The 20,499-nt window shown below is 64.5% G+C and carries 14 protein-coding genes; 5 read left to right on the top strand and 9 right to left on the bottom strand.

Features of this window, described 5'->3' with window-relative positions:
* The first annotated feature begins 66 nt into the window (after window positions 1-66).
* Window positions 67-288, top strand: coding sequence for a VF530 family DNA-binding protein (locus tag WM94_RS02600; RefSeq protein WP_003252112.1), 222 nt, complete (start codon window positions 67-69; stop codon window positions 286-288).
* Window position 289: 1 nt separating this feature from the next.
* Window positions 290-925, top strand: coding sequence for a Pr6Pr family membrane protein (locus WM94_RS02595; protein ID WP_061550365.1), 636 nt, complete (start codon window positions 290-292; stop codon window positions 923-925).
* A 282-nt stretch (window positions 926-1,207) separates the two neighbouring features.
* Here WM94_RS02595 and WM94_RS02590 read toward each other — a convergent pair whose 3' ends face one another.
* From WM94_RS02590 to WM94_RS02580, 3 genes are all read right to left on the bottom strand, one after another.
* Window positions 1,208-1,969, bottom strand: a complete 762-nt coding sequence (locus WM94_RS02590; protein WP_061550364.1) for a siderophore-interacting protein — start codon at window positions 1,967-1,969, stop codon at window positions 1,208-1,210.
* Window positions 1,962-2,507, bottom strand: a complete 546-nt coding sequence (locus tag WM94_RS02585; protein WP_061550363.1) for a PadR family transcriptional regulator — start codon at window positions 2,505-2,507, stop codon at window positions 1,962-1,964. The genes WM94_RS02590 and WM94_RS02585 overlap by 8 nt, the downstream gene beginning before the upstream one ends.
* 89 nt (window positions 2,508-2,596) lie before the next feature.
* Window positions 2,597-5,746 carry a transglycosylase domain-containing protein gene (locus tag WM94_RS02580; protein ID WP_061550362.1) on the bottom strand — a complete coding sequence of 1,050 codons (3,150 nt, stop codon included), beginning with the start codon at window positions 5,744-5,746 and terminating at the stop codon, window positions 2,597-2,599.
* A gap of 476 nt (window positions 5,747-6,222) precedes the next feature.
* Between WM94_RS02580 and WM94_RS02575 the strand changes: the two genes are divergently transcribed.
* Entirely contained in the window at window positions 6,223-7,641 is a 1,419-nt protein-coding gene (locus WM94_RS02575) for an amino acid permease (protein WP_061550361.1), read from the top strand.
* Window positions 7,642-7,783: 142 nt separating this feature from the next.
* On the opposite strand, the gene WM94_RS02570 is transcribed toward WM94_RS02575, so the two are convergent.
* Both WM94_RS02570 and WM94_RS02565 read right to left on the bottom strand, forming a co-directional pair.
* On the bottom strand, window positions 7,784-9,403 hold the full coding sequence (locus tag WM94_RS02570) for an FMN-binding glutamate synthase family protein (RefSeq protein ID WP_015271581.1): 1,620 nt from the start codon (window positions 9,401-9,403) through the stop codon (window positions 7,784-7,786).
* A gap of 277 nt (window positions 9,404-9,680) precedes the next feature.
* Window positions 9,681-13,949, bottom strand: coding sequence for a DEAD/DEAH box helicase (locus tag WM94_RS02565; RefSeq protein ID WP_061550360.1), 4,269 nt, complete (start codon window positions 13,947-13,949; stop codon window positions 9,681-9,683).
* Window positions 13,950-14,175: 226 nt separating this feature from the next.
* On the opposite strand from WM94_RS02565, the gene WM94_RS02560 reads away from it, so the two are divergent.
* Window positions 14,176-14,589, top strand: coding sequence for an NUDIX domain-containing protein (locus WM94_RS02560; RefSeq protein ID WP_013973975.1), 414 nt, complete (start codon window positions 14,176-14,178; stop codon window positions 14,587-14,589).
* Here the strand turns inward: WM94_RS02560 and metR are convergent.
* Window positions 14,573-15,490, bottom strand: coding sequence for a transcriptional regulator MetR (gene metR, locus WM94_RS02555; RefSeq protein WP_061550359.1), 918 nt, complete (start codon window positions 15,488-15,490; stop codon window positions 14,573-14,575). The two genes, WM94_RS02560 and metR, sit on opposite strands and share 17 nt — an antisense overlap.
* Window positions 15,491-15,686: 196 nt before the next feature.
* Between metR and WM94_RS02550 the strand changes: the two genes are divergently transcribed.
* The gene (locus WM94_RS02550) at window positions 15,687-16,682 is read left to right on the top strand and encodes an alpha/beta fold hydrolase (RefSeq protein ID WP_024087669.1); all 996 of its coding nucleotides are present in this window, start codon (window positions 15,687-15,689) and stop codon (window positions 16,680-16,682) included.
* A gap of 169 nt (window positions 16,683-16,851) precedes the next feature.
* On the opposite strand, the gene WM94_RS02545 is transcribed toward WM94_RS02550, so the two are convergent.
* The 3 genes from WM94_RS02545 to WM94_RS02535 are packed head-to-tail and all read right to left on the bottom strand — an operon-like array spanning window position 16,852 to window position 20,442.
* Window positions 16,852-17,187: a GlpM family protein gene (locus WM94_RS02545; RefSeq protein WP_013973973.1), complete on the bottom strand. Its 336-nt coding sequence runs from the start codon at window positions 17,185-17,187 to the stop codon at window positions 16,852-16,854.
* A 25-nt stretch (window positions 17,188-17,212) separates the two neighbouring features.
* Window positions 17,213-18,541 carry a sigma-54 dependent transcriptional regulator gene (locus tag WM94_RS02540; protein WP_013973972.1) on the bottom strand — a complete coding sequence of 443 codons (1,329 nt, stop codon included), beginning with the start codon at window positions 18,539-18,541 and terminating at the stop codon, window positions 17,213-17,215.
* On the bottom strand, window positions 18,538-20,442 hold the full coding sequence (locus tag WM94_RS02535; protein ID WP_044047147.1) for an ATP-binding protein: 1,905 nt from the start codon (window positions 20,440-20,442) through the stop codon (window positions 18,538-18,540). The genes WM94_RS02540 and WM94_RS02535 overlap by 4 nt, the downstream gene beginning before the upstream one ends.
* Window positions 20,443-20,499 lie beyond the last annotated feature (57 nt).

Raw genomic sequence — 20,499 nt, 5'->3', positions numbered from 1 at the left:
GACTCACCTGATCCCACCCACCACTACACTCGTGTAAGGTGCGCATCTTTCCTACGGAGCACTGGCATGAGCACGGCCCAACACAACGCGCTGCACGGCAAGACCCTCGAACAGATCCTCACCGAGTTGGTGGCGCACTACCAATGGCAGGGCCTGGCCGAGCGCATCGATGTGCGTTGCTTCAAAAGCAACCCGACCATCAAGTCGAGCCTGACCTTCCTGCGCAAGACGCCGTGGGCACGGGAAAAGGTCGAGCAGCTGTACGTGAAGCTGCAGCGCCAGGCCTGACATGCCGCGTCGCCCCTGGCTGACCGGCATGGCCGTGCTGGGCTGGTTCGGCCTGACCGTGCAGGTGTATCTGGTGCTGCTGGCGCGCTGGCAGGAGCAGGCCAGCCTGGTGGGTGGCCTGATCAATGTGTTCGGGTATTTCACCGTGTTGACCAACACCCTGGTGGCAACGGTGCTCAGTTATGCGGCGTTTGGCCGGGAAGGCCGTGCCAAACGCTTTTTCCTGTCGCCTTCGGTGAGTTCCGCAGTGGCTGCCAGCATCGTGCTGGTGGCATTGGCCTACAGCGTGCTTTTGCGTCACTTGTGGCAACCGCAGGGCTGGCAATGGCTGGCGGACGAGTTGCTGCACGATGTGATGCCCGTGCTATATGCCTTGTACTGGTGGTGCGAGGTGCCCAAAGGTAGGTTGCGGCTATGGCATCTGCTGGTCTGGGCGGTTTACCCGACGACGTATTTTGCCTACGCGCTTTGGCGTGGGAGCGAGATTGGCGTGTATGCCTACCCGTTCATCGACGTGGCGAGCCTGGGGTATGGGCAGGTAATGCTCAATGCCCTGGGGGTGTTGGCGGGGTTCTGGGGGATTGGGCTGGTGTTGCTGGGGCTGGATCGGTGGCGGGGGCTGCACAGATTGGCTTGACCTGCACTGGCCCTATCGCCGGCAAGCCAGCTCTCATAGAACAACACATGACTCATTGGTTCGGCGAGGTTCTGTAGGAGCAGCCTTGTGCTGCGAAGAGGCCGGTGCTGACAAAGCCTGTCTATTGGCTCTACCGGCCTCTTCGCAGCACAAGGCTGCTCCTACAAAGGACGCGTCAGACGTGCGATATTGGTTCTCTGCACGACAGCGCAGCCCTTGAGCGCTGCGGGTACCTGTGGGAGCCGGCTTGCCGGCGATAGGGCCAGTGCAGGCGATAAACAATCATTCGTCGTCCGAAGTCCCGTCGGCACGCCAGTAGGCCACAGCCTTGAGCGCATCCTCAGGCAAACCTTTCTCCAGCAACAGTGCCTTGGCCTGGCGGGTCAGGGCTTTTTCCAGTGCTACCCAGCCGTACAACCGGCCTTGCGGCAAGGTCAGGTTCTTCACCAGCGCCAGCAAGTCTTCCTGTTGGCGACGTACCCAGATCACTTCCACCTTTGCCTTGCTTGGCAGTGGCTGGCGTTCCTGCTCGTCTTCGATCTGGATAACCGCCAGTACCTGCCGGCCCGCTGGCAATTCCTCCAGGCGGCGGCCAATGGCCGGAATGGCGGTTTCGTCGCCGATCAGCAGGTAGCTGTCGAAGATGTCCGGCACCACCATCGAAGCCCGCGGCCCGGCGATGTCCAGGGTTTGCCCGGGTGCCGCCTGGGCGGCCCAGGTGGATGCGGGGCCATCGCCGTGCAGCACGAAGTCGATGTCCAGTTCATTGGCCACCAGGTCGATGCGCCGTGGCGTGTATTCACGCATGGTAGGCCGTGCGCCACCTTCTCGGCCCAGGTTACGAGCCTCGATGGCCTGCTGTTGCTCCGGCGTTTCGGCGAACAGCAGTTTGATATGGTCGTCAATGCCCACGCTGGTGAAACCTTGCAGCTCGGCACCCCCGAGAGTGATGCGGCGCATGCGCGGGGTCAGTTCGGTGACCCGCAGCACCTGCAGGTGGCGTTGGCGGATTTCGTGGTTGACGCGGTGAATGGTGTCATTCATGGGGTGTCTCCGGGACAGGTTCGGCCGGCCCGGAGGCGATAGCCTTGGCGGTGTGGTTGAGCAGGTCGCGGACCCGCTCGATTTCTTCCGGAGTCCAGCGGCCGCTGTGCATGTGCAGTGCGTGGCGCAGGTTGCCGACCGCTTCATGAATCTCTGGTGGGCGGTCGTGGCCGCGCAGGGCGCGCTTGCTGACTTCGATGCGCATGCGCACGCCGTCCAGTGCGACGGCCTGTTCGGCCAGGGCGGTGCGGCCGGCTTCGGTGATGGCATAGAGGCGTTTGCTGCCCTGCACCTGGCCGCTGATCAGCTCGGCCTCCTCGAGGAAGTTGAGGGTGGGGTAGATCACCCCGGGGCTTGGGCTGTAGCTGCCGTCGAACAGGTTTTCGATCTGGCGGATCAGGTCGTAGCCGTGGCCTGGCTGCTCGGCGAGCAGGGCCAGCATCAGCAGCTTGAGGTCGCCGGGAGCGAAGACGCGCGGGCCGCGTTCGCCACGACCTGGGCGCCGCTCGAAGGGGTCATGGGGGGTATGTTCGCGCATGGGGGCTGGGCTCCGTCGTTTGCGATATATCGTAAGATATTACTCAAGATATATCTAAAGACAAGCCCTCAATTGCAGATGATTATCATCTATTCGTTCGATGTGTCCCCTTGCGGTGTGGCTGTATGCACGGCAACCTGCGGCGGCTTGCACTCGTTCGGATTGCCCGGTTGCAGGTAAGGCATGAGAATCGGCGCCATGCCCTTGAGTACCTGCACCGGCAGCGCCGAGGTGAACTTGAAGGCCTCTGCCGAGCGCCCCGGCACGAATGCGGTCAACGTGCCGAAGTGGTTGTCACCCAGGAAGAACACGAAGGTGGCGGTACGGTTCAGCGAGCGCGAGCCGATCAGCCGGCCGCCAGCACCAAAGCTTTCGATGCGGTTGTCACCGGTACCGGTCTTGCCGCCCATTACCAATGGCGTGCCGTCCTGCAGCTTGAAGCTGCCGGAAATACGCCGCGCGGTGCCCGCATCCACCACCTGCGACATGGCGCCTTTGAGGGCGCGCGCCACTTCGACCGGCAGAATCCGTACACCCCGGTCCGGGTCGGTGACCAGCTTGGTCTCGTAAGGCGTGTTGGCCGCAAAGTGCAGGGTGTCGATACGCAAGGTCGGCAGACGCACGCCGTCGTTCTGGATGATGCCAACCAGTTCGGAGAGGGCGGCAGGGCGGTCGCCCGAGCTGCCGATGGCGGTGGCCAGCGAAGGCACCAGGTGGTCAAACGGATAGCCCACGCGCTTCCAGCGCTGGTGAATGTCGAGGAACGCTTCGATCTCGACCATGGTGCGAATGCGGCTGTCACGGGCGCCCTGATGGCGGCTCTTGAACAGCCAGCCGTAGACCTCCTGGCGCTCGAAGCGGCTGGCATTGACCATTTCGGTCAAGGTCGAACCGGGGTTCTTCAGCAGGTAACCCAGCAGCCACAAGTCCAGTGGGTGGACCTTGGCGATATAGCCCTGGTCGGGCAGGTCGTACTTGCCCGGGCCATAGGCGTCGTACATCTCCGACAGGCGGCCATCGGTCAATTTGCCCAGGACGATCTTGTCACCCTTGAGGTGGGCACGGACGAAGGCGTTGAAGGTTTCCTGGCCAGCCTCGGGGAACAGGTAGCGGTGCACGGCCGCCAACCGTTGCGGGGTCACGCGCATGCTATCGAGGAAGGTGTCCAGGCGCTGCTGCGAGGTCTTGCGCTGGTATTTCTTCCAGAAGCGCATCAGGTAGTTGGTGCCTTCCTTGTCGGCGAAACGGGCCAGGTATTCCTGGCGGCGCGGGTCGGAGTCGTCCTTGAGCAGCGGCACGCGGTTGTACGGTTGCTGGTAGGTCACGTAGCGCACCAGGTCGCGCATCAGGCGGATGAACGGCAGGTTGATCGATTCGCGCAATGCATCCTTGAGGGTTGGGTTGCGGCTGTTGTCTTCCTTGCGGAAGTTGTTGAACACATGCATGCCGCCGCCGGTGAAGAAGGCTTCGCCGGTGTTGGCCGAATACTTGCGTTCCAGCGCGGCATCGAGCATGGCGTCCAGGCTCTGGTTCTTGCTGTTCTGCGCCAGCCATTCCAGCGACCACTGGCTGATGCGGTCGAGTTCGGCGACTTCGACTTTCTTCAACTCGGCGGCTGGCTTGCCGGCGTATTTGTCGTGCAGTTCGGCGATGATCTCCAGATAGGTGGTGAGCACCCGCAATTTGGCGGTTGAGCCCAGCTCCAGCTTGCTGCCTTCGTTGATGTCGAATGGCTGGTCGGTGCTGTCGGTCTGCACCCGCACCCGCGAGCCGTCGGCGGTGCGCTCGAACAAGGTGAAGCTGTAGCTCACCTGATCGGTGGTCTTGGCGGTGAGCAGGCGTTCGCCGATCAAGCCGATCTGCGCCGCGAATTCAGGATCGGCAAGGTTTTTCAGGTACTGGCTGACCTGCAGCTGCAGGTCGGACTGCAGGGTGCTGGTGGCCGACACATCCAGCCGGTCGAGATCGTAAAGCGGGCGGTTGAGCATGGCTGCCAGGCGGTTGCGTGCCAGGCTGATGCCCTTGTTGGTGACGATCGGCACGATGGTCGGTTGCGCCACCCAGTCGCGGTATACCGCCTTGCTGGCCAGTGCAGCGTCGGCCAGTGGCTGCTCGATGACCTTGTTGGCGGCCAGCACGCGGATGTGCGCGTCGGTCAGTTCGGCCAGTTCGAGCCGCCCCTTGGACAGGTAGTGCGACGGCCGGCGCTGGGCAATCATCAGCGACAGCACCTGGCGCAGGGCCAGGCCGCGTGTGGCCATGCTCTCAGGGTCGCTGGCGGTGGAACTCAGGGCCTGGTTGACCTGGTCGAAATCGGCGCCGTACCACACCCGCAGGCCTTCGGCCATGCCATGCACTTCGCCATGCCCAGGTACTGCCGACAGCGGCACGCTGTTGAGGTAGTCCCGCACGATGCGCTGGCGCGCCTCGGTTGTATCAGGGCCGCCCTGATAGGCACGCACGCTGGCGGAAATCATCTGGCGGATCTTCTCGGCGCCGGAAACGGTCAGGCCGTCCGGTGAATGGCGGTACTTTTCAAGCTGCGTAGCCAGGGTGCTACCGCCAGCGGACTGGCCGGGCAGGGCCAGGTACTTGGCCACCTGGCTGTAGGCGGCCTTGGCGAAGCGCGGCCAGTCCACGGCCGGGTTGTTGCGCGGGTCCTTGGTGTCGAGCAGGTCGCGGTTCTCGATGAACAGCAGGCTGTTGACGATAACCGGCGGGATCGCCGCAAAGTCCGGGTACAAGTGTTGCGGGTAGTTGTACTGGTACAGCATGTCGCCACGGCAGTCGGTGATCGACAGGCCAGCCTGGATTTTCTCGATATAGGGGGCGAACAGCCCATGATCGACGTAGTTCATCAACGCCGGCGAGAACTTCACCTGCTCGCTGATCAGGTAGTCGCGCTTGAGCAGCCGCGGCAGGAATTCGCCCAGGGCGCTGTAGCCCAGGCGTTTGTCGAACGGCCCTTCGCCGGGGTAGACGATGGCATCGCTGGGGCCTGGTTGCAGCGAATAGGTGAGGGTGCTGGCCAGCTTGCTGAATTCCCGCGACTGCAGGTTGGAGGTGCGGAATTCGTCATATGCAGCGAAGCCGATGGCAACCAGCGCCACCAGCAGGATGAGGATGATCAGCCGCCACCATAGCCGACGCTGACGGGGGGACTTTGGTTGTGGCGTCTCGGCCGGAGGTATCTCGGGTGCTTCCGTTCTGCTTGGTTCCGATTGCCACAGTGCGCCCATAGTCTTCTATCCGGCCAGGTATTTTCGTCTTGCTTGTCTGAAGCTTAGACGTTGAGCGGGTCAGGTGAAAAATTTGTAAGAGACGGAGAAGAGTGGCGTAGGGCTATGCGGCTTTGGTGTGGGTTTCTTCATACGGCGATGTTGCTATGGTGGCCGGGCGATTTGGGGCCGCTTCGCGCCCCATTCGCAGCACAAGGCTGCTCCTACAGGGGAATGCGTATCCATTGTAGGAGCAGCCTTGTGCTGCGAATGGGGTGCGAAGCGGCCCCAGAGATCTAGCTGAATATTCCTGTTTATACAGCGAAAAAACCTGCAAGGGTCTTCCTATACTGCTCGCCCCCTTCGCCTCGCCGGGCGCTCTATTCCGGCACTCGGGCCGGCCCACAAGGCCAGTTCGGCAAGCCAATGCCACGCCTATCGGCCTGGCTGGTGCTGCACGAAGGTCAAATCCAATAACAAAATGAGGTTGTATTGCTATGCCAGTCGGCAACCACCCTGCCCACGGCCAGGCCGCTGAAGGCGGCCCGCTCAAGCGTGAACTGGGCGAACGGCACATCCGCCTGATGGCGCTGGGCGCCTGTATCGGTGTCGGTCTTTTCCTCGGTTCGGCCAAGGCCATCGAAATGGCCGGCCCCGCCATCATGTTGTCCTATGTCATCGGCGGCCTGGCCATCCTGGTGATCATGCGCGCCCTTGGCGAAATGGCCGTGCACAACCCTGTCGCCGGCTCGTTCAGCCGTTATGCCCAGGACTATCTAGGCCCGCTGGCGGGCTTCCTTACCGGCTGGAACTACTGGTTCCTGTGGCTGGTGACCTGCGTTGCCGAAATCACCGCGGTGGCCATCTACATGGGCATCTGGTTCCCCGACGTACCACGCTGGATCTGGGCCCTGGCGGCGCTGGGCAGCATGGGGGCGGTCAACCTGGTGGCCGTCAAGGCCTTTGGTGAATTCGAGTTCTGGTTCGCCCTGATCAAGATCGTCACCATCATCGCCATGGTCCTTGGCGGCATCGGCATCATTGCCTTTGGCTTCGGCAATGACGGCGTGGCAGTGGGTATTTCCAACCTTTGGAGCAACGGCGGCTTCATGCCCAATGGCGTGACCGGCGTGCTGATGTCGCTGCAAATGGTCATGTTCGCCTACCTGGGCGTGGAAATGATCGGCCTTACCGCCGGTGAAGCACGCAACCCGCAAAAGACCATCCCGCAGGCCATCGGCTCGGTGTTCTGGCGCATTCTGCTGTTCTATGTCGGTGCGCTGTTCGTGATCCTGTCGATCTACCCTTGGAGCGAAATCGGCAGCCAGGGCAGCCCGTTCGTCATGACCTTCGAGCGCCTGGGCATCAAGACCGCCGCCGGCATCATCAACTTCGTGGTCATCACTGCAGCGCTGTCGTCGTGCAACGGCGGCATCTTCAGCACCGGGCGCATGCTCTACAGCCTGGCGCAGAACGGCCAGGCCCCGGCGGCCTTCGCCCGTACGTCGAAGAACGGCGTGCCGCGCAACGCGCTGCTGCTGTCGATCGGTGCGCTGCTGCTGGGCGTGCTGGCCAACTACCTGGTGCCGGAAAAGGTCTTCGTCTGGGTGACTTCGATCGCCACCTTCGGCGCGATCTGGACCTGGGTGATGATCCTGCTGGCGCAACTGAAGTTCCGCGCCGGCCTCAGTGCCACTGAACGCAAGGCACTGAAATACCGCATGTGGCTGTGGCCGTTGAGCTCGTATCTGGCGCTGGCCTTCCTGGTGCTGGTGGTCGGCCTGATGGCGTACTTCGAGGATACTCGCGTGGCGCTGTACATCGGCCCGGCGTTCCTGGTACTGCTGACGGTGCTGTACTACGCATTCCGCCTGGCGCCGAAAGATGCGCAGGGTGTGGCCAGTACTGCCTCCTGATCTGAAATGGCTGGGGCCGCCTTGCGGCCCTTTCGCGACACAAGGCCGCTCCTACAGGCGACCGCGACCCATGCAGCTGGCGCGGTCGCCTGTAGGAGCGGCCTTGTGTCGCGATGGGCTGCGTAGCAGCCCCAGGGTTCTATCAGGCCGCCACTTCGCTGTTCGGTTCAAAGCTGTCCGCCCGTGCCAATTGCCACATGCGCGAATAGAACTGCCCGTTCACCTCGCCAGTCAGCAGCTCACCCGGCTTCAAGAACACATGCATCTGCGAGAACAGCTTGATCTCGGTGGCCGAGATGCGCCGTACCAGGTGCTTGGCTTCCAGCTGCGCCGGGTGCTCCAGGCCCGCTGCCGCAAGCATTTCGGCCAGGGCACGCAAGGTGTTGTGGTGGAAGTTCAACACCCGCTGGGCTTTGTCCGGCACCACCAGCGCACGCTGGCGCAGAGGGTCTTGCGTGGCCACACCGGTCGGGCACTTGTTGGTGTGGCAGCTCTGCGACTGAATGCAGCCGATGGCGAACATGAAGCCGCGCGCCGAGTTGGCCCAATCAGCGCCAATGGCCAGCACGCTGGCAATGTCGAACGCGCTGACGATCTTGCCGCTGGCGCCCAGCTTGATCTTGTCGCGCAGGTTCAGGCCAACCAGGGTGTTGTGCACGAACAGCAACCCTTCGCGCAGCGGTACGCCAATGTGGTCGGTGAACTCCACCGGCGCCGCGCCGGTGCCGCCTTCCTTGCCGTCGACGACGATGAAGTCGGGCAGGATGCCGGTTTCCAGCATGGCCTTGGCGATGCCCATGAACTCCCACGGGTGGCCCAGGCAGAACTTGAAACCTACCGGTTTGCCGCCAGACAGCTCACGCAACTGGGCGATGAACTGCATCATCTCGATGGGTGTGGAGAAGGCGCTGTGGCGCGACGGCGATATGCAGTCTTCGCCCATCAGCACACCACGGGTTTCGGCGATTTCCCGGGTCACCTTGTGCTTGGGCAGGATGCCGCCATGGCCGGGCTTGGCGCCTTGGCTCATCTTGATTTCGATCATCCGCACCTGCGGGCTGCGTGCCTGGGCGGCAAAGCGTTCGGGGTCGAAGCGCCCGTCTGGCGTGCGGCACCCGAAGTAGCCGCTGCCCAGTTCCCAGACCAGGTCGCCGCCATGCTCGCGGTGATAGGGGCTGATGCTGCCTTCGCCGGTGTCATGGTGGAAGTTGCCCAGCTTGGCGCCCTGGTTGAGCGCGCGGATGGCGTTGGCGCTGAGCGAGCCAAAGCTCATCGCCGATATGTTGAAGATCGACGCTGAGTATGGCTGGCTGCATTGCGGCCCGCCGACGATGACCCGGAAGCTTGCCGGGTCGGCCAATGGCGCCGGGCGCATGGAGTGGCCGATGAATTCGAAGCCGGACTCGTACACGTCGATCAGGGTGCCGAATGGTTTGTCCGAGGCTTCGTTCTTCGCCCTTGCGTAAACCAGCGAGCGCTGGGCGCGGGAGAACGGCAGGGCGTCGCTGTCCGCCTCCAGCAGGTACTGGCGAATTTCCGGGCGAATGGCCTCGACCAGATAGCGGATGTTGCCCAGGATCGGATAGTTGCGGCGTACTGCGTGGCGTTGCTGCAACAGGTCGAACAGACCGATGAGGCTGAGGATTCCGGTGCTCAGGGTGAACGGCCACAGCCATTCGTGGTGGGTGAACGGCAGGCTCGCCAGGGTGAACAGCACACAGGCGGCGAAGAAGGCATAGCGACTGAGAAGTGACAGGCTCATACAGGGTCCTTGCGATGGCGCGGTCAGGCTCAGGGCCTGGGGCAAACCCCGACCATAGCCAAGTTGCTCGGCTGTGCAAATTAAAATCGGGGTAGCGAAAATCATTCTCGCAGAGCCTGGCGATAGTCTTCAGGCCAACACGGGCTTTTGTAGGAGCAGCCTTGTGCTGCGAAGAGGCCAATAGGGAAACAGATTGTCTTCGGCAATAATGGCCTCTTCGCAGCACAAGGCTGCTCCTACAGGTGCTGTGCATGCCCTGAAGTCAGCAACAAGGGATTCAGATAGTGTCGCGCAGCAGCTTCTGCCGCCAGCTTTCCTGCTCTTGTGCCGGCGCTTCGACCAGGTACGAATAGTGCCCTGCCACCCGCATCGCCACTGGCACCCCGTCGCGGTACAGCAGGCGGTTGCCGCTCACCGCCGGCACTTTTGCCCCCGGCAGCAAAGACCCGACCAGGTTCAGTGGGTCACTGGCACTCACCACCACCAATGCCCCGTCCAATTCACGCCGCCGCACCTGCCGCAGCAGCCCCACCGCCTCCGGCAAGGCGAACTGTTCGCCGGCCAGCCCGGCAATGAAGCGCCCGCCACGAATCTCGCCACGCGCTTCCAGCCGGTGATAGCAGCGCAGCAGTTCGCGCCAGGGCGGCAGCACATCGCTTTCGCGCTCCAGCAGGCGCCAGCACACCACGCCATAGCGCCGAAGCAGGGCCCGGGCGATGTGCTCCAGGCGCTGGCTGTCGTCTACAGTGCCCCTGCGCAGCAAGGCCCAGCGCCCGGCATGGGACATGCTGCTGGACAGCGGCGGGTGGCCGCGTCGGCTGTTGCGCGATGTGCGTTTCGCCGCCGGGGTGATCAGGCTGCGCAGGCCGGTGAAGCTGTCGGCCCCCACCAGGCCTGCACCTACCAGCTCTTGCAAGGCCGTCTCCAGTTCGCTGGGCAGCAGGTGGGCGTCGTGTGCCAGCTCGTCGAAGAACAGCGCGCCATGTGCGTTCAGCACCTCGTGGACGCGTTGCGCCCGTGCGCCGAGGCTATCCAGGGCGGGTACGGGGGCAAGGCTGCGCCACAACCCAAGATGCTCGCGCGGCAGCAGCACCAGTGGTGTGCTCGACAAGGTGTTGCTCGACACGGTCGCCGCCAGCCGGCTCCAGGCAAACTGTCCGCTACGGCAGGCATCGTCGAGCCAGTGCGGGCTGTAGTCCTTGATACGTGCCGGCAGCAGTTCGGCCTCCCAGGCTCCGGCTGCACTCGGGAACCCTTGCAACTGGCCAAGTACCTCGGCCACGGCTTGCGGGCCGCGCAGGCGCGTGTCGTCAGCCAGGTGCTGCCAGTCGAACAGAAAGCGCACGAAGTCCTGCAGGCTGACCGGCTCGATCTCCCGGCGCAGGCGTTTGACTGTGTAGCGGTGGATGCGCGCCAGCAAATGGCGCTCGCACCACTGCAGTTCGCTTGCGCCGGGGCTGAAATGCCCACGCAGCACATAGCCTTCGGCCTCCAGGCGGGCCAGGGCCTGTTCGATGGCCGGCAGCGGCTTGCCAAGTGCTGCCGCAATCTGCGCACGGGTCAGCGGGCCATGGCCGCTCAGGCGGGCTCGCAACAGTTCGACCAGCGCAATGTCCGGCTCGATGGCCTGATCGAAGCCTGGCAGTACCTGCAACGCAGGTTCCAGCCGGGAGCCGGGATACAGCACCTGCAGCAGACTCGACCGCTCGCGTGCCAGCCACAGTTTTTCATCCACCAGGCGCAAGGCCCGGCCAGCCTTGGCCAATTGTCTGAGCAGCAGCTCCCAGCCGGCATTGCCCTGCACTTCGTCCTGGCTGATGACACCCAGGCCCATCAACGCTTCATGCATTTCGTCGGCGTTGCGCGGTTGCGGCCAGGCCTCGGCCGTCACGGCGGCAATCGCATCGGCGTCCAGCGCGCCCAGGTCGTCGCCGTTCTGCACCTCGTTCCAGCGCCGGTTGAGCACTGCCTGCGTGCGACGCTCTTCCAGTGGCGCGTCATCCAGGAAGGCATATGGCCGTGCATTGAGGATGGCCGCCGCCAACGGCGAAGGGGCGGGCAGATCGCGGCACAGCAGGCGTACCGTGCCGCTTTCCATGCGCCGCAAAAGTGCTAGCCAGCCTTCGCTGTCCATCGCCTCGTGCAGGCAGTCGTCGAGGGTTTGCTCGACCAGCGGATGATCAGGAATCTGCCGCTCGCCGACGATGTTCTCCAGGCAGGCGATCTGGTCGGGGAACACGGCGGCAATCAGGTCTTCACTCTTCATCCGCTGGATCTGTGGCGCCACCTTGCGACCGCCGACAAAGCGCGGCAAGGCCATGGTCACGCTGGCGTTCCAGCGCCAGCGCACGCCGAACAGCGGCGCATCGAGCAGTGCCTGGACAAGGATCGACTCGGCGTTGCGGCTATTCAGGTAACGCCACACGTCGTCCAGTTCGAAGCTGTGGCTGGAGGACAGCGACAGCACGATGGCGTCCTCGCTGGCCGCCGCCTGCAACTCGAAGTTGAAGGTGCGGCAGAAGCGCTTGCGCAGGGCCAGGCCCCAGGCGCGGTTGATGCGGCTGCCGTAGGGCGAATGGATGATCAACTGGGTACCGCCGGACTCATCGAAGAAGCGCTCCATCACCAGCGTGTCCTGCGAGGGCAGGGCACCAAGCACTTCGCGGGTGCGGGCCAGGTAGTCGAGCAACTGGCCGGCGGCGTCTTCACCTAGTTCGAAGGTGGCCTGCAACCATGTCAGCACCTCGGCCTGGTTGTTGTCAGCCAGCTGTTGGTCGATCTGCGCCTGCAGCCGGGCCACCGCGGCGGACAGCTCGTCGCTGCGCCCCGGCGCTTCGCCCAGCCAGAATGGAATGGTCGGTGGAAGGCCATGGGCATCCTCCACCCGCACCCGGCCTGGCTCGACCCGCAGGATTCGATAGGAGGCATTGCCAAGCTGGAAGATGTCGCCGGCGATGCTTTCCACGGCGAAGTCTTCGTTGACGCTGCCGATGTTCAGCGCCTGGGGTTCGAGCAGCACGGCGTAGTCGGCGTTGTCGGGGATGGTGCCGCCGCTGGTCAGGGCGGTCAGCTGGCTGCCGCGGCGGCCACGCAGGGTGCCGCTCACCGCATCGCGGTGCAGATAGGCACTGCGCACGCCCTGGCGGCCGTTGTAGCCCTCGGCGAGCATGCGCAACAGGGCCTGGTAATGTTGCTGGTCGAGTTCGGCATAGGGCGTGGCCTGGCGCAGGCAGTCGAACAGGGCTCGTTCGTGCCAGGGCTGGTTGCTGGCTTCGGCGACGATCTGCTGGGCCAGCACGTCCAGCGGCGCCCGGGGAATGTGCAGTTCATCCAGTTCGCCCCGGCGTATGCAGTCGAGCAGGGCCACGCATTCGATCAGGTCATCACGCGAGGTCGGGAACAAGCGGCCCTTTGGCACGCCATCGACCTGGTGGCCGGCGCGGCCGACCCGCTGCAGAAAGGCCGCTATCGAACCTGGTGAAGCGATCTGGCAGACCAGATCGATGTCGCCGATATCGATGCCCAGCTCCAGCGATGCGGTGGCCACCAGCACCTGCAACTGGCCATTCTTAAGGCGTTGTTCGGCGTCCAGGCGTAGTTCCTTGGCCAGGCTGCCGTGGTGCGCGGCAACCGCCTCCTTGCCCAGCCGGTCGCTGAGGTGGCGGGTGATGCGCTCGGCCAGTCGCCGGGTGTTGACGAACACCAGGGTGGTGCGGTGTTCGCGCGCCAGGGTGGCCAGGCGGTCATAGACCAGGCCCCAGACATCGGTGGCCATCACTGCACCCAGCGGCACTGGCGGCACCTCGATGGCCAGGTCGCGCTGCCGAGCATGGCCGACATCGACGATTGCGCAGGGGCGGCCGTTGCCGACCAGAAATTGCGCCACCCGTTCGACCGGGCGTTGCGTGGCCGACAGGCCGATGCGCCGCAACGGCCGGTTGCACAGGGCCTGCAGGCGCTCCAGGGTCAGTGCCAGGTGGGCGCCGCGCTTGTTGCCGGCCAGGGCATGGATTTCGTCGACGATTACCGTGTGCACGCTGGCCAGGCCTTTACGGCCAGAAGCCGAGCCCATCAGCACGTAGAGCGATTCGGGGGTGGTCACCAGGATGTGCGGCGCCAGCTTGCGCATGGCGGCACGCTCCTTCTGCGGAGTGTCGCCGCTGCGCACGGCCGTGGTGATGCGCGGGGCGTTCAGGCCCTGGTCCGCGATGGCCTGGCTGATGCCTTCGAGCGGGGCTTGCAGGTTCAGGCGGATATCGTTGGACAGCGCCTTGAGTGGCGAAACGTAGACCACCTGGGTTTGCGCTGGTAGCTCGCCCTGGTGCTCCAGGCCTTGGCGGAACAGTTCGTCGAGTACGGCCAGGAACGCACTGAGGGTCTTGCCCGAGCCGGTCGGTGCGGCCAGCAGCATCGACTGGCCCGCATGGATCAACGGCCAGGCCTGGGCCTGGGCATCGGTCACCGTGGCGAAGTGGCGACGGAACCAGGTGCGCACGGCGGGGTGGAACAGCTCGAGCACCGGGTGGTGTTTGGCGGGCAGGTTCATGTGTTGGTTATGGAGGGTGTGGGACGGGTTGGCAAGGGGCCGTTCGTCTGGTGCCGGCCTCTTCGCGGGTAAACCCGCTCCCACAGGTACTGCGCCGCTCTCTGACCTTGTGGTGCACCTGTGGGAGCGGGTTTACCCGCGAACAGGCCGGCACAGGAGACACTGGCCTTGTCAGGGCAATGACCCCCATGGGATCCTCCCCGGCCATTGTTTCAGGTGAGCCCCCATGCCCAACACCATCCGCATCGCCGCGGCCCTGCTGATCGATCCCCAAGGCCGAACACTGCTGGTACGCAAACGCGGCACCCAGGCTTTCATGCAGCCCGGTGGCAAGATCGATGCTGGCGAAACACCCGTGCAGGCGCTGGTGCGCGAGCTGCATGAGGAACTGGGCCTGCACATCGACCCGGCCCAGGCCGTGCACCTGGGCCAGTTCAGCGCCCCGGCCGCCAACGAGCCGGGCTTCGAGGTACAGGCCGAACTGTTCCGTGTCGACAGCGCCGCAGCCGTGCTGCCGGCCGCGGAGATCGAGGAGGTGGTGTGGCTGGCCGCAGACCAGGTACCCGCCATGCAGCTGGCACCCCTGACCCGCGACCTGATCCTGCCGCTATACCGCCAGGCCGTCAGCGCACCGCGCTGACACCATCGAGGGTGGCGAACGAGGTGTCCTTGGCCGTCAGCAAGAAGTCGCGCATATATGGCGCATCGAGCATGTCGGTGCGCACGGCGGCATAAAGCGTGGCGAACAGGCCTTTCTCACCCAGGCGCTTGCCCTTCACATATCCGCGCGAGCTGTACTCGTGCAGCGCCCAGTGCGGCATGCCGCACACGCCACGGCCACTGGCCACCAGTTGCATCATCATCACCGTCAGCTCCGATGTGCGCACGGCGGCGGGCTCGATGTCGGCTGGCTCCAGGAAGCGGGTGAAGATGTCCAGGCGGTCGCGCTCCACCGGGTAGGTGATGAGGGTCTGGTCGAGCAGGTCCTGCGGCACGATGTAGGGCCTGCTGGCCAACGGATGCTGGTTGGCCACCGCCAGCATCGCCTCGTAGGTGAACAGCGGCACGTAGGTGATGCCCGCCAGGTCCAGCGGGTCGGAGGTCACCACCAGGTCGAGGTCGCCGCGGGCCAGGGCCGGCAGTGGGGCGAAGGCAAAGCCGGAGGCCAGGTCCAGCTCCACCTCCGGCCAGGCGTCACGGAACTGGTCGATGGTCGGCATCAGCCACTGGAAGCAGCTGTGGCATTCGATGGCCATGTGCAGACGACCGGCGGTGCCGCCGGCCAGGCGCGCGATGTCACGTTCGGCGCCGCGCAGCAGCGGCAGGGTGGCATCGGCCAGTTGCAGCAGACGCAATCCGGCGCTGGTGAAGCGGATCGGCTTGGTCTTGCGCACGAACAGCGGCAGGCCCAGGCGCTCTTCCAGCTCCTTGAACTGGTGCGACAGCGCCGACTGGGTCAGGTGCAGGCGCTCGGCGGCCTCCACCAGGCTGTCGGCCTCGCGCAGGGCATGAAGGGTTTTCAGGTGACGGATCTCCAGCACAGCTGACTCCGGTGTGTGGACTTGAGGAAACAGGGAATGAGTTGAGTTTCCCTCATGTTGCCGCGCCTGTCGACTAGGCGTACCGCCGCACCGCCTGGCGGGAGTCATCAAACTGTCACTGAACTGTGGCAGCGCGCCCGAACAGAATTCATCAGACTCGCGCTCTACTGGGGATCTGCATTCTGGTGTTTCTTTCATGCGGGCTTTTTGGCTTTTTCTTTTCTTTGTATTCGGCGTACCTGCAAGTTTCGCTGAACAGCGTTGTGACGCCCACGTGCCGGTGCAGCGGGCCGAGCTGGGCGCGGTCAGCCTTGTCTACCAGAGCGTCGGTGCGCCACGCGACCCGGCCTTGCTGCTGGTGATGGGCCTTGGCGGGCAGCTGATCCACTGGCCGGACGACGTGGTCGAAGCGTTGTGCCGCCAGGGCTTTCGGGTGATCCGCTATGACAACCGCGATGTCGGCCTGTCACGCTGGAACCAGTTGCCACCGACGGCCAACCTGACGGTCGAACTGCTGCGCTACAAGCTGGGCCTGTCGGTGGCTGCGCCCTATACGCTGACCGACATGGCGGACGATGGCCTGCGCTTGATGGATGCGTTGGGCGTGCGCCAGTTTCATGTGCTGGGGGTTAGCATGGGCGGCATGATTGCCCAGCACTTGGCTGCCATGGCGCCCGAGCGCGTGCGCAGCCTGACGCTGGTCATGTCCAGTTCAGGGGCGGCGGGGTTGCCGGCGCCGGATCCGGCGCTGGTGCAGTTGCTGGCCCGGCGCAGCGCGCCGAACCGCGAAGTGGCCATCGAGCAGCAGGCTGATCTGCTGGCGGCGCTGGGTAGCCCCGAGGTGCGTGACGACCGTGCGGCCTTGCTGCAGCAAGCGGCCGTGGCCTACGACCGGGCGTTCAACCCTGAAGGGGCCAAGCGCCAGATCATGGCGATACTGGCCGAGCCGAGCAGGGTCGAGTTGCTTAACCAGTTGCGGGTGCCGACCCTGGTAGTGCATGGCACGGCCGATCCGTTGCTGCCGGTGATGCATGGCGTGCACCTGGCGGCGCATATCCAGGGCAGCCAGCTGCGCTTGATACCGGGGTTGGCGCACCGCTTCCAGGAGCCGTTCAAGGCGCCGTTGCTGGGGGCGGTGTTGCCCTACCTGCAGGCACATCGGCAGGATGTCACGCATATCGCAGGGCTGTGAATTTCCATGCTTCCAGGCTGATGCGATCCCCTGTAGGAGCGGCCTTGTGTCGCGAAAGGGCCGCAAGGCGGCCCCGGCAATATTCGCGGCTAAGCTGAAATCGGGGGCCGCTACGCGCCCCATCGCGACACAAGGCCGCTCCTACACGGACCGCGTCAGCCGACCTGCCTCAGTGCATCCGCACCCACAAGGTCACCAGCACGGTCGCCGCCATCAGCCAGGCCACCGTGGCCAACGCCAGCGATGCCTCCAGGCGCATGCGGTCGACCAGTACATACAAGGTCGCCAGGTACACGAAGTACGGAATGATCGACCACATGCCGAACAGGATGGTGGTCTTCAGGTCGGCAATGCTGCGCCCCTTGCCGACAATGTAGTGGGCAATCAGGGCGAAGGTGGGGAACAGCGGCACCAGCCCGGCGATGTAGTAATTGCGCGTCTTCGACAGCACCGCCAGCAGCACCACCACACCAGCACCCAGGGCAGCTTTGAATACCAGGTCCACGTTGTCTTTCCAGGTTGGGTTGAGGTCAGCCGAGGCCGTATTTCTTCACTTTGTCGAACAGCGTGGTCTTGGCCATGCCCAGCTCCTGGCTGGCCTGGCTCAGGTTGCCACCGGTACGTTGCAGGGCATCGCTGAGCAGGTTGCGCTCGAACGCTTCCACCGCCTCGGCAAAGCCCAAGCCTTGGCTGGCACCACCGCTGGGGCCTTTCTTGAACGCAGGCAGGCCGAGGGCATAGCGTTCGGCGACGTTGCGCAGCTCACGCACGTTGCCCGGCCAGTCGTGGGCCATCAGGCGCGACAGGGTCTGGCTGTCCAGCGCAGGTGTTTCACGGTCGAAGCGCAGGGCCGACTGCTGCAGGAAGTGTTCGAACAGCTGCAGGATATCTTCGCGGCGCTCGCGCAGCGGCGGCAGCTCCAGTGTCACCACGTTCAGCCGGTAATACAGGTCGCTGCGGAACTGGCCACTCTGGCCCATGGCATCCAGGTCAGACTTGGTGGCGGCGATCACCCGGCAGTCCACCGGAATGCTCTGGTTCGAGCCCAGCCGCTCCAGGGTGCGCTCCTGCAGCACACGCAACAGCTTGATCTGCAGGTTGATCGGCATGCTCTCCACTTCGTCGAGGAACAGCGTGCCGCCATTGGCATGTTCGATCTTGCCGATGCGGCGTTTGCCAGCACCGGTGAAGGCGTTGGCCTCGTGGCCGAAAATCTCGCTTTCGAACAGGTTTTCCGGCAGGCCGCCACAGTTCAGTGCCACGAACGGCTGGCCCTGACGACGGCTGAAGTCGTGCAGGCAGCGGGCGACCAGTTCCTTGCCGGTACCGGTTTCGCCTTCGATCAGCACGTTGGCCGAGGTATCGGCGACGTTGGCGATGAGCTCGCGCAGGTGCTCCATGGCCGGCGAACGGCCAATGATGCGCCCCTCCAGGCTGCTTTGCTCCGCCAACTGGCGGCGCAGGGCCACCACTTCGCGCGACAGCCCGCGCTGTTCGAGGGCGCGGCGCACCACGTCGACCAGGCGCTCCGGGGAGAAGGGTTTTTCCATGAAGTCGTAGGCGCCATTGCGCATGGCGCCCACCGCCATGTCGATATCGCCGTGGCCGGTGATCAGTACCACCGGCAGGCTGCGGTCGCGGGCCTTGAGGCGGTTGAGCAGCTCCAGGCCATCGATGCCCGGCAGGCGTATATCGCTGACGACGATGCCGGCGAAGTCGTCGCCGATGCGCTCCAGCGCCTGCTCGGCGCTGCCCACACCTTCACAGGCGATGTCTTCCAGGGCCAGCGCCTGTTGGCAGCCGAGCAGCACATGCGGGTCGTCTTCGACGATCAGGACGGTAAGAGGCGCTTGGTTCATGGGTGCTCTGCCGATTCGCTAGGGGGTGAGACCAGGGGCAGGGCCAGGACGAAGGCCGTGCCGCCGCTGGCGGGGTGCTCGACGTTGAGGCTGCCCTTGGCGGCGGCGGCAAGGCTCGCCGACAGGGTCAGGCCCAGGCCCAGGCCATGTTCGCCCGGTTTGGTGGTGAAGAAAGGTTCGAACAGGTGCTTGCGCGCCTCGGCGTCGATGCCGTGGCCATTGTCGCGCACCTGCAAACGGTACTTGTCGCCCTGCAGCTCGCCTTCCAGCCACAGTTGCGGCAGCGGCTGGGCGGCCATGGCATCCAGGGCGTTGCCGATCAGGTTGACCAGGATCTGCTCCAGGCGGGTCTGGTCGATGGCCAGCTGCTGGTCCTCGAACTGATTGTGCAGCTGCAGGTGGCAGGCGCTGATGCGGTTGGCCAGCACCTGCAAGGTAGCGTCCACTGCCTTGGCCAGCGAAGCCTGGCCGCTGTCGTCACTGCGTCGGGCGAACGAGCGCAGGCTGGCGGTGATTCGGCCCATTCGGTCGATCAGGTCGTTCATGGTACGCAGGTTGGTGCTGGCGGTTTCCAGCGCCCCGCGTTCGAGGAAGCGCACGGTGTTACCGGACAACGTACGCAGCGCGGCCAGCGGTTGGTTCAGTTCGTGGGCAATGCTGGTGGACATCTGCCCGATGGCGGCCAGCTTGCCAGCCTGTACCAGTTCATCCTGGGCGTGACGCAGGGTCTGCTCGGCATGCCGGCGCTCGCGAATCTGGCCCTTCAGGCGTTCGTTGCTGGCACGCAGGTCGGCCGTGCGTTCGGTAATCCGTCGTTCCAGCTGGCTGTTGGCTTCCTGCAGGGCCTCGCGGGCTGCCAGGCGAGTGGCGATGACCTTGCGCCGTTCGTTCCAGGCGATGCCGAGGATCGCCAGCAATGCAAAGGCCACGCCTGCCAGGATGCCCTGTACCATGGATTCGCGGCGCAGGTCCTGCAGCGGGGTCAGCAGGGTGAAATGCCAGGGCGTGTCGACCAGGCGCCGGGTCTGGGCCAGGTAGGCCATTTCGCGGGCCTTGCCCTGTGCGGTTTCGCTGTTGGCCGGGAAGGTCAGCTTTTCCACACCATCGGCCAGGGTCTCCCGTGCCAGCGGCTGCAGTTCGTTCAGCGGCCACCAGTAGTACTGCAGGCTGCGAGCCAGGCGCTCCTTGATCTGCGGGGTCAGCGGGCGTACCGACTTCAGGCGCCGGGCAGGGTCGCTGGAGAGAATGATGATGCCGTTCTCGTCGCTGACGAACGCCTCCAGGCGGGCACGCTGCCAGCGCTCCTCGAGGGTGTCCAGGCGCACTTTGATCACCGCCACGCCAATGATCTTGCCGTGTTCCTCCAGGCCGTGGGCCAGGTAATAGCCGGCCTCGCCGGTTGTACTGCCGATACCGTAGAAACGCCCGGGTTCGCCGCGCACGGCAGTCTGGAAGTAGGCCCGGAACGACAGGTCCTCGCCGAGGAACGAGTCGGCATCGCGCCAGTTGCTGGTAGCCTGGACACGGCCGTTGGTGTCGAGGACGAAGATGGCCCGGCTGCGGCTGCGCCGGTTCAGGCCTTCGAGGTATTCGTTGACGGTCTGCCGCGAGCCGCCGTCAGGGTCGGTGAGCAGGTGCGAGACGCTGTCTTCCAGCTCCAGCAGGCTCGGCAGGTAGGTGTACTTGCTGATTTCGCTCTCGACCGTGCGCGCGTGCAGCTCCAGCTGGCGCTCGCCGTTTTCGCTGAGGGTGCGGATGCCGCTGCTCTCGCTGATCAGGTAGCCAGCCATTCCCAGGCCGACCATCAGCAGGATGATCAGTGGCGGTAACAGCAATTGGCGGAGCAGGCGGGATTTCACGGCAGGCTTGGCAGGGAGAAGAAGCGAAGGATCGCATTTCATCACAGTGGCCTTGTCACGACCAGCGCCTGCTGCCCGAAGGGCAGCGGCGCCGACCGC

The sequence above is a fragment of the Pseudomonas sp. ABFPK genome (assembly GCF_001586765.1).
In the GTDB taxonomy this organism is placed as follows: Bacteria; Pseudomonadota; Gammaproteobacteria; order Pseudomonadales; family Pseudomonadaceae; genus Aquipseudomonas; species Aquipseudomonas asiatica.
This window is presented reverse-complemented; position numbering and strand designations above follow the sequence as displayed.

What these genes read in the sequence shown, in the direction of transcription:
- WM94_RS02600 (WP_003252112.1), top strand. Translation starts at nt 67, where the DNA reads ATGAGCACGGCCCAACACAACGCGCTGCACGGCAAGACCCTCGAACAG.
- WM94_RS02595 (WP_061550365.1), top strand. Translation starts at nt 290, where the DNA reads ATGCCGCGTCGCCCCTGGCTGACCGGCATGGCCGTGCTGGGCTGGTTC.
- WM94_RS02590 (WP_061550364.1), bottom strand. Translation starts at nt 1,969, where the DNA reads ATGAATGACACCATTCACCGCGTCAACCACGAAATCCGCCAACGCCAC.
- WM94_RS02585 (WP_061550363.1), bottom strand. Translation starts at nt 2,507, where the DNA reads ATGCGCGAACATACCCCCCATGACCCCTTCGAGCGGCGCCCAGGTCGT.
- WM94_RS02580 (WP_061550362.1), bottom strand. Translation starts at nt 5,746, where the DNA reads ATGGGCGCACTGTGGCAATCGGAACCAAGCAGAACGGAAGCACCCGAG.
- WM94_RS02575 (WP_061550361.1), top strand. Translation starts at nt 6,223, where the DNA reads ATGCCAGTCGGCAACCACCCTGCCCACGGCCAGGCCGCTGAAGGCGGC.
- WM94_RS02570 (WP_015271581.1), bottom strand. Translation starts at nt 9,403, where the DNA reads ATGAGCCTGTCACTTCTCAGTCGCTATGCCTTCTTCGCCGCCTGTGTG.
- WM94_RS02565 (WP_061550360.1), bottom strand. Translation starts at nt 13,949, where the DNA reads ATGAACCTGCCCGCCAAACACCACCCGGTGCTCGAGCTGTTCCACCCC.
- WM94_RS02560 (WP_013973975.1), top strand. Translation starts at nt 14,176, where the DNA reads ATGCCCAACACCATCCGCATCGCCGCGGCCCTGCTGATCGATCCCCAA.
- WM94_RS02550 (WP_024087669.1), top strand. Translation starts at nt 15,687, where the DNA reads ATGCGGGCTTTTTGGCTTTTTCTTTTCTTTGTATTCGGCGTACCTGCA.
- WM94_RS02540 (WP_013973972.1), bottom strand. Translation starts at nt 18,541, where the DNA reads ATGAACCAAGCGCCTCTTACCGTCCTGATCGTCGAAGACGACCCGCAT.
- WM94_RS02535 (WP_044047147.1), bottom strand. Translation starts at nt 20,442, where the DNA reads ATGAAATGCGATCCTTCGCTTCTTCTCCCTGCCAAGCCTGCCGTGAAA.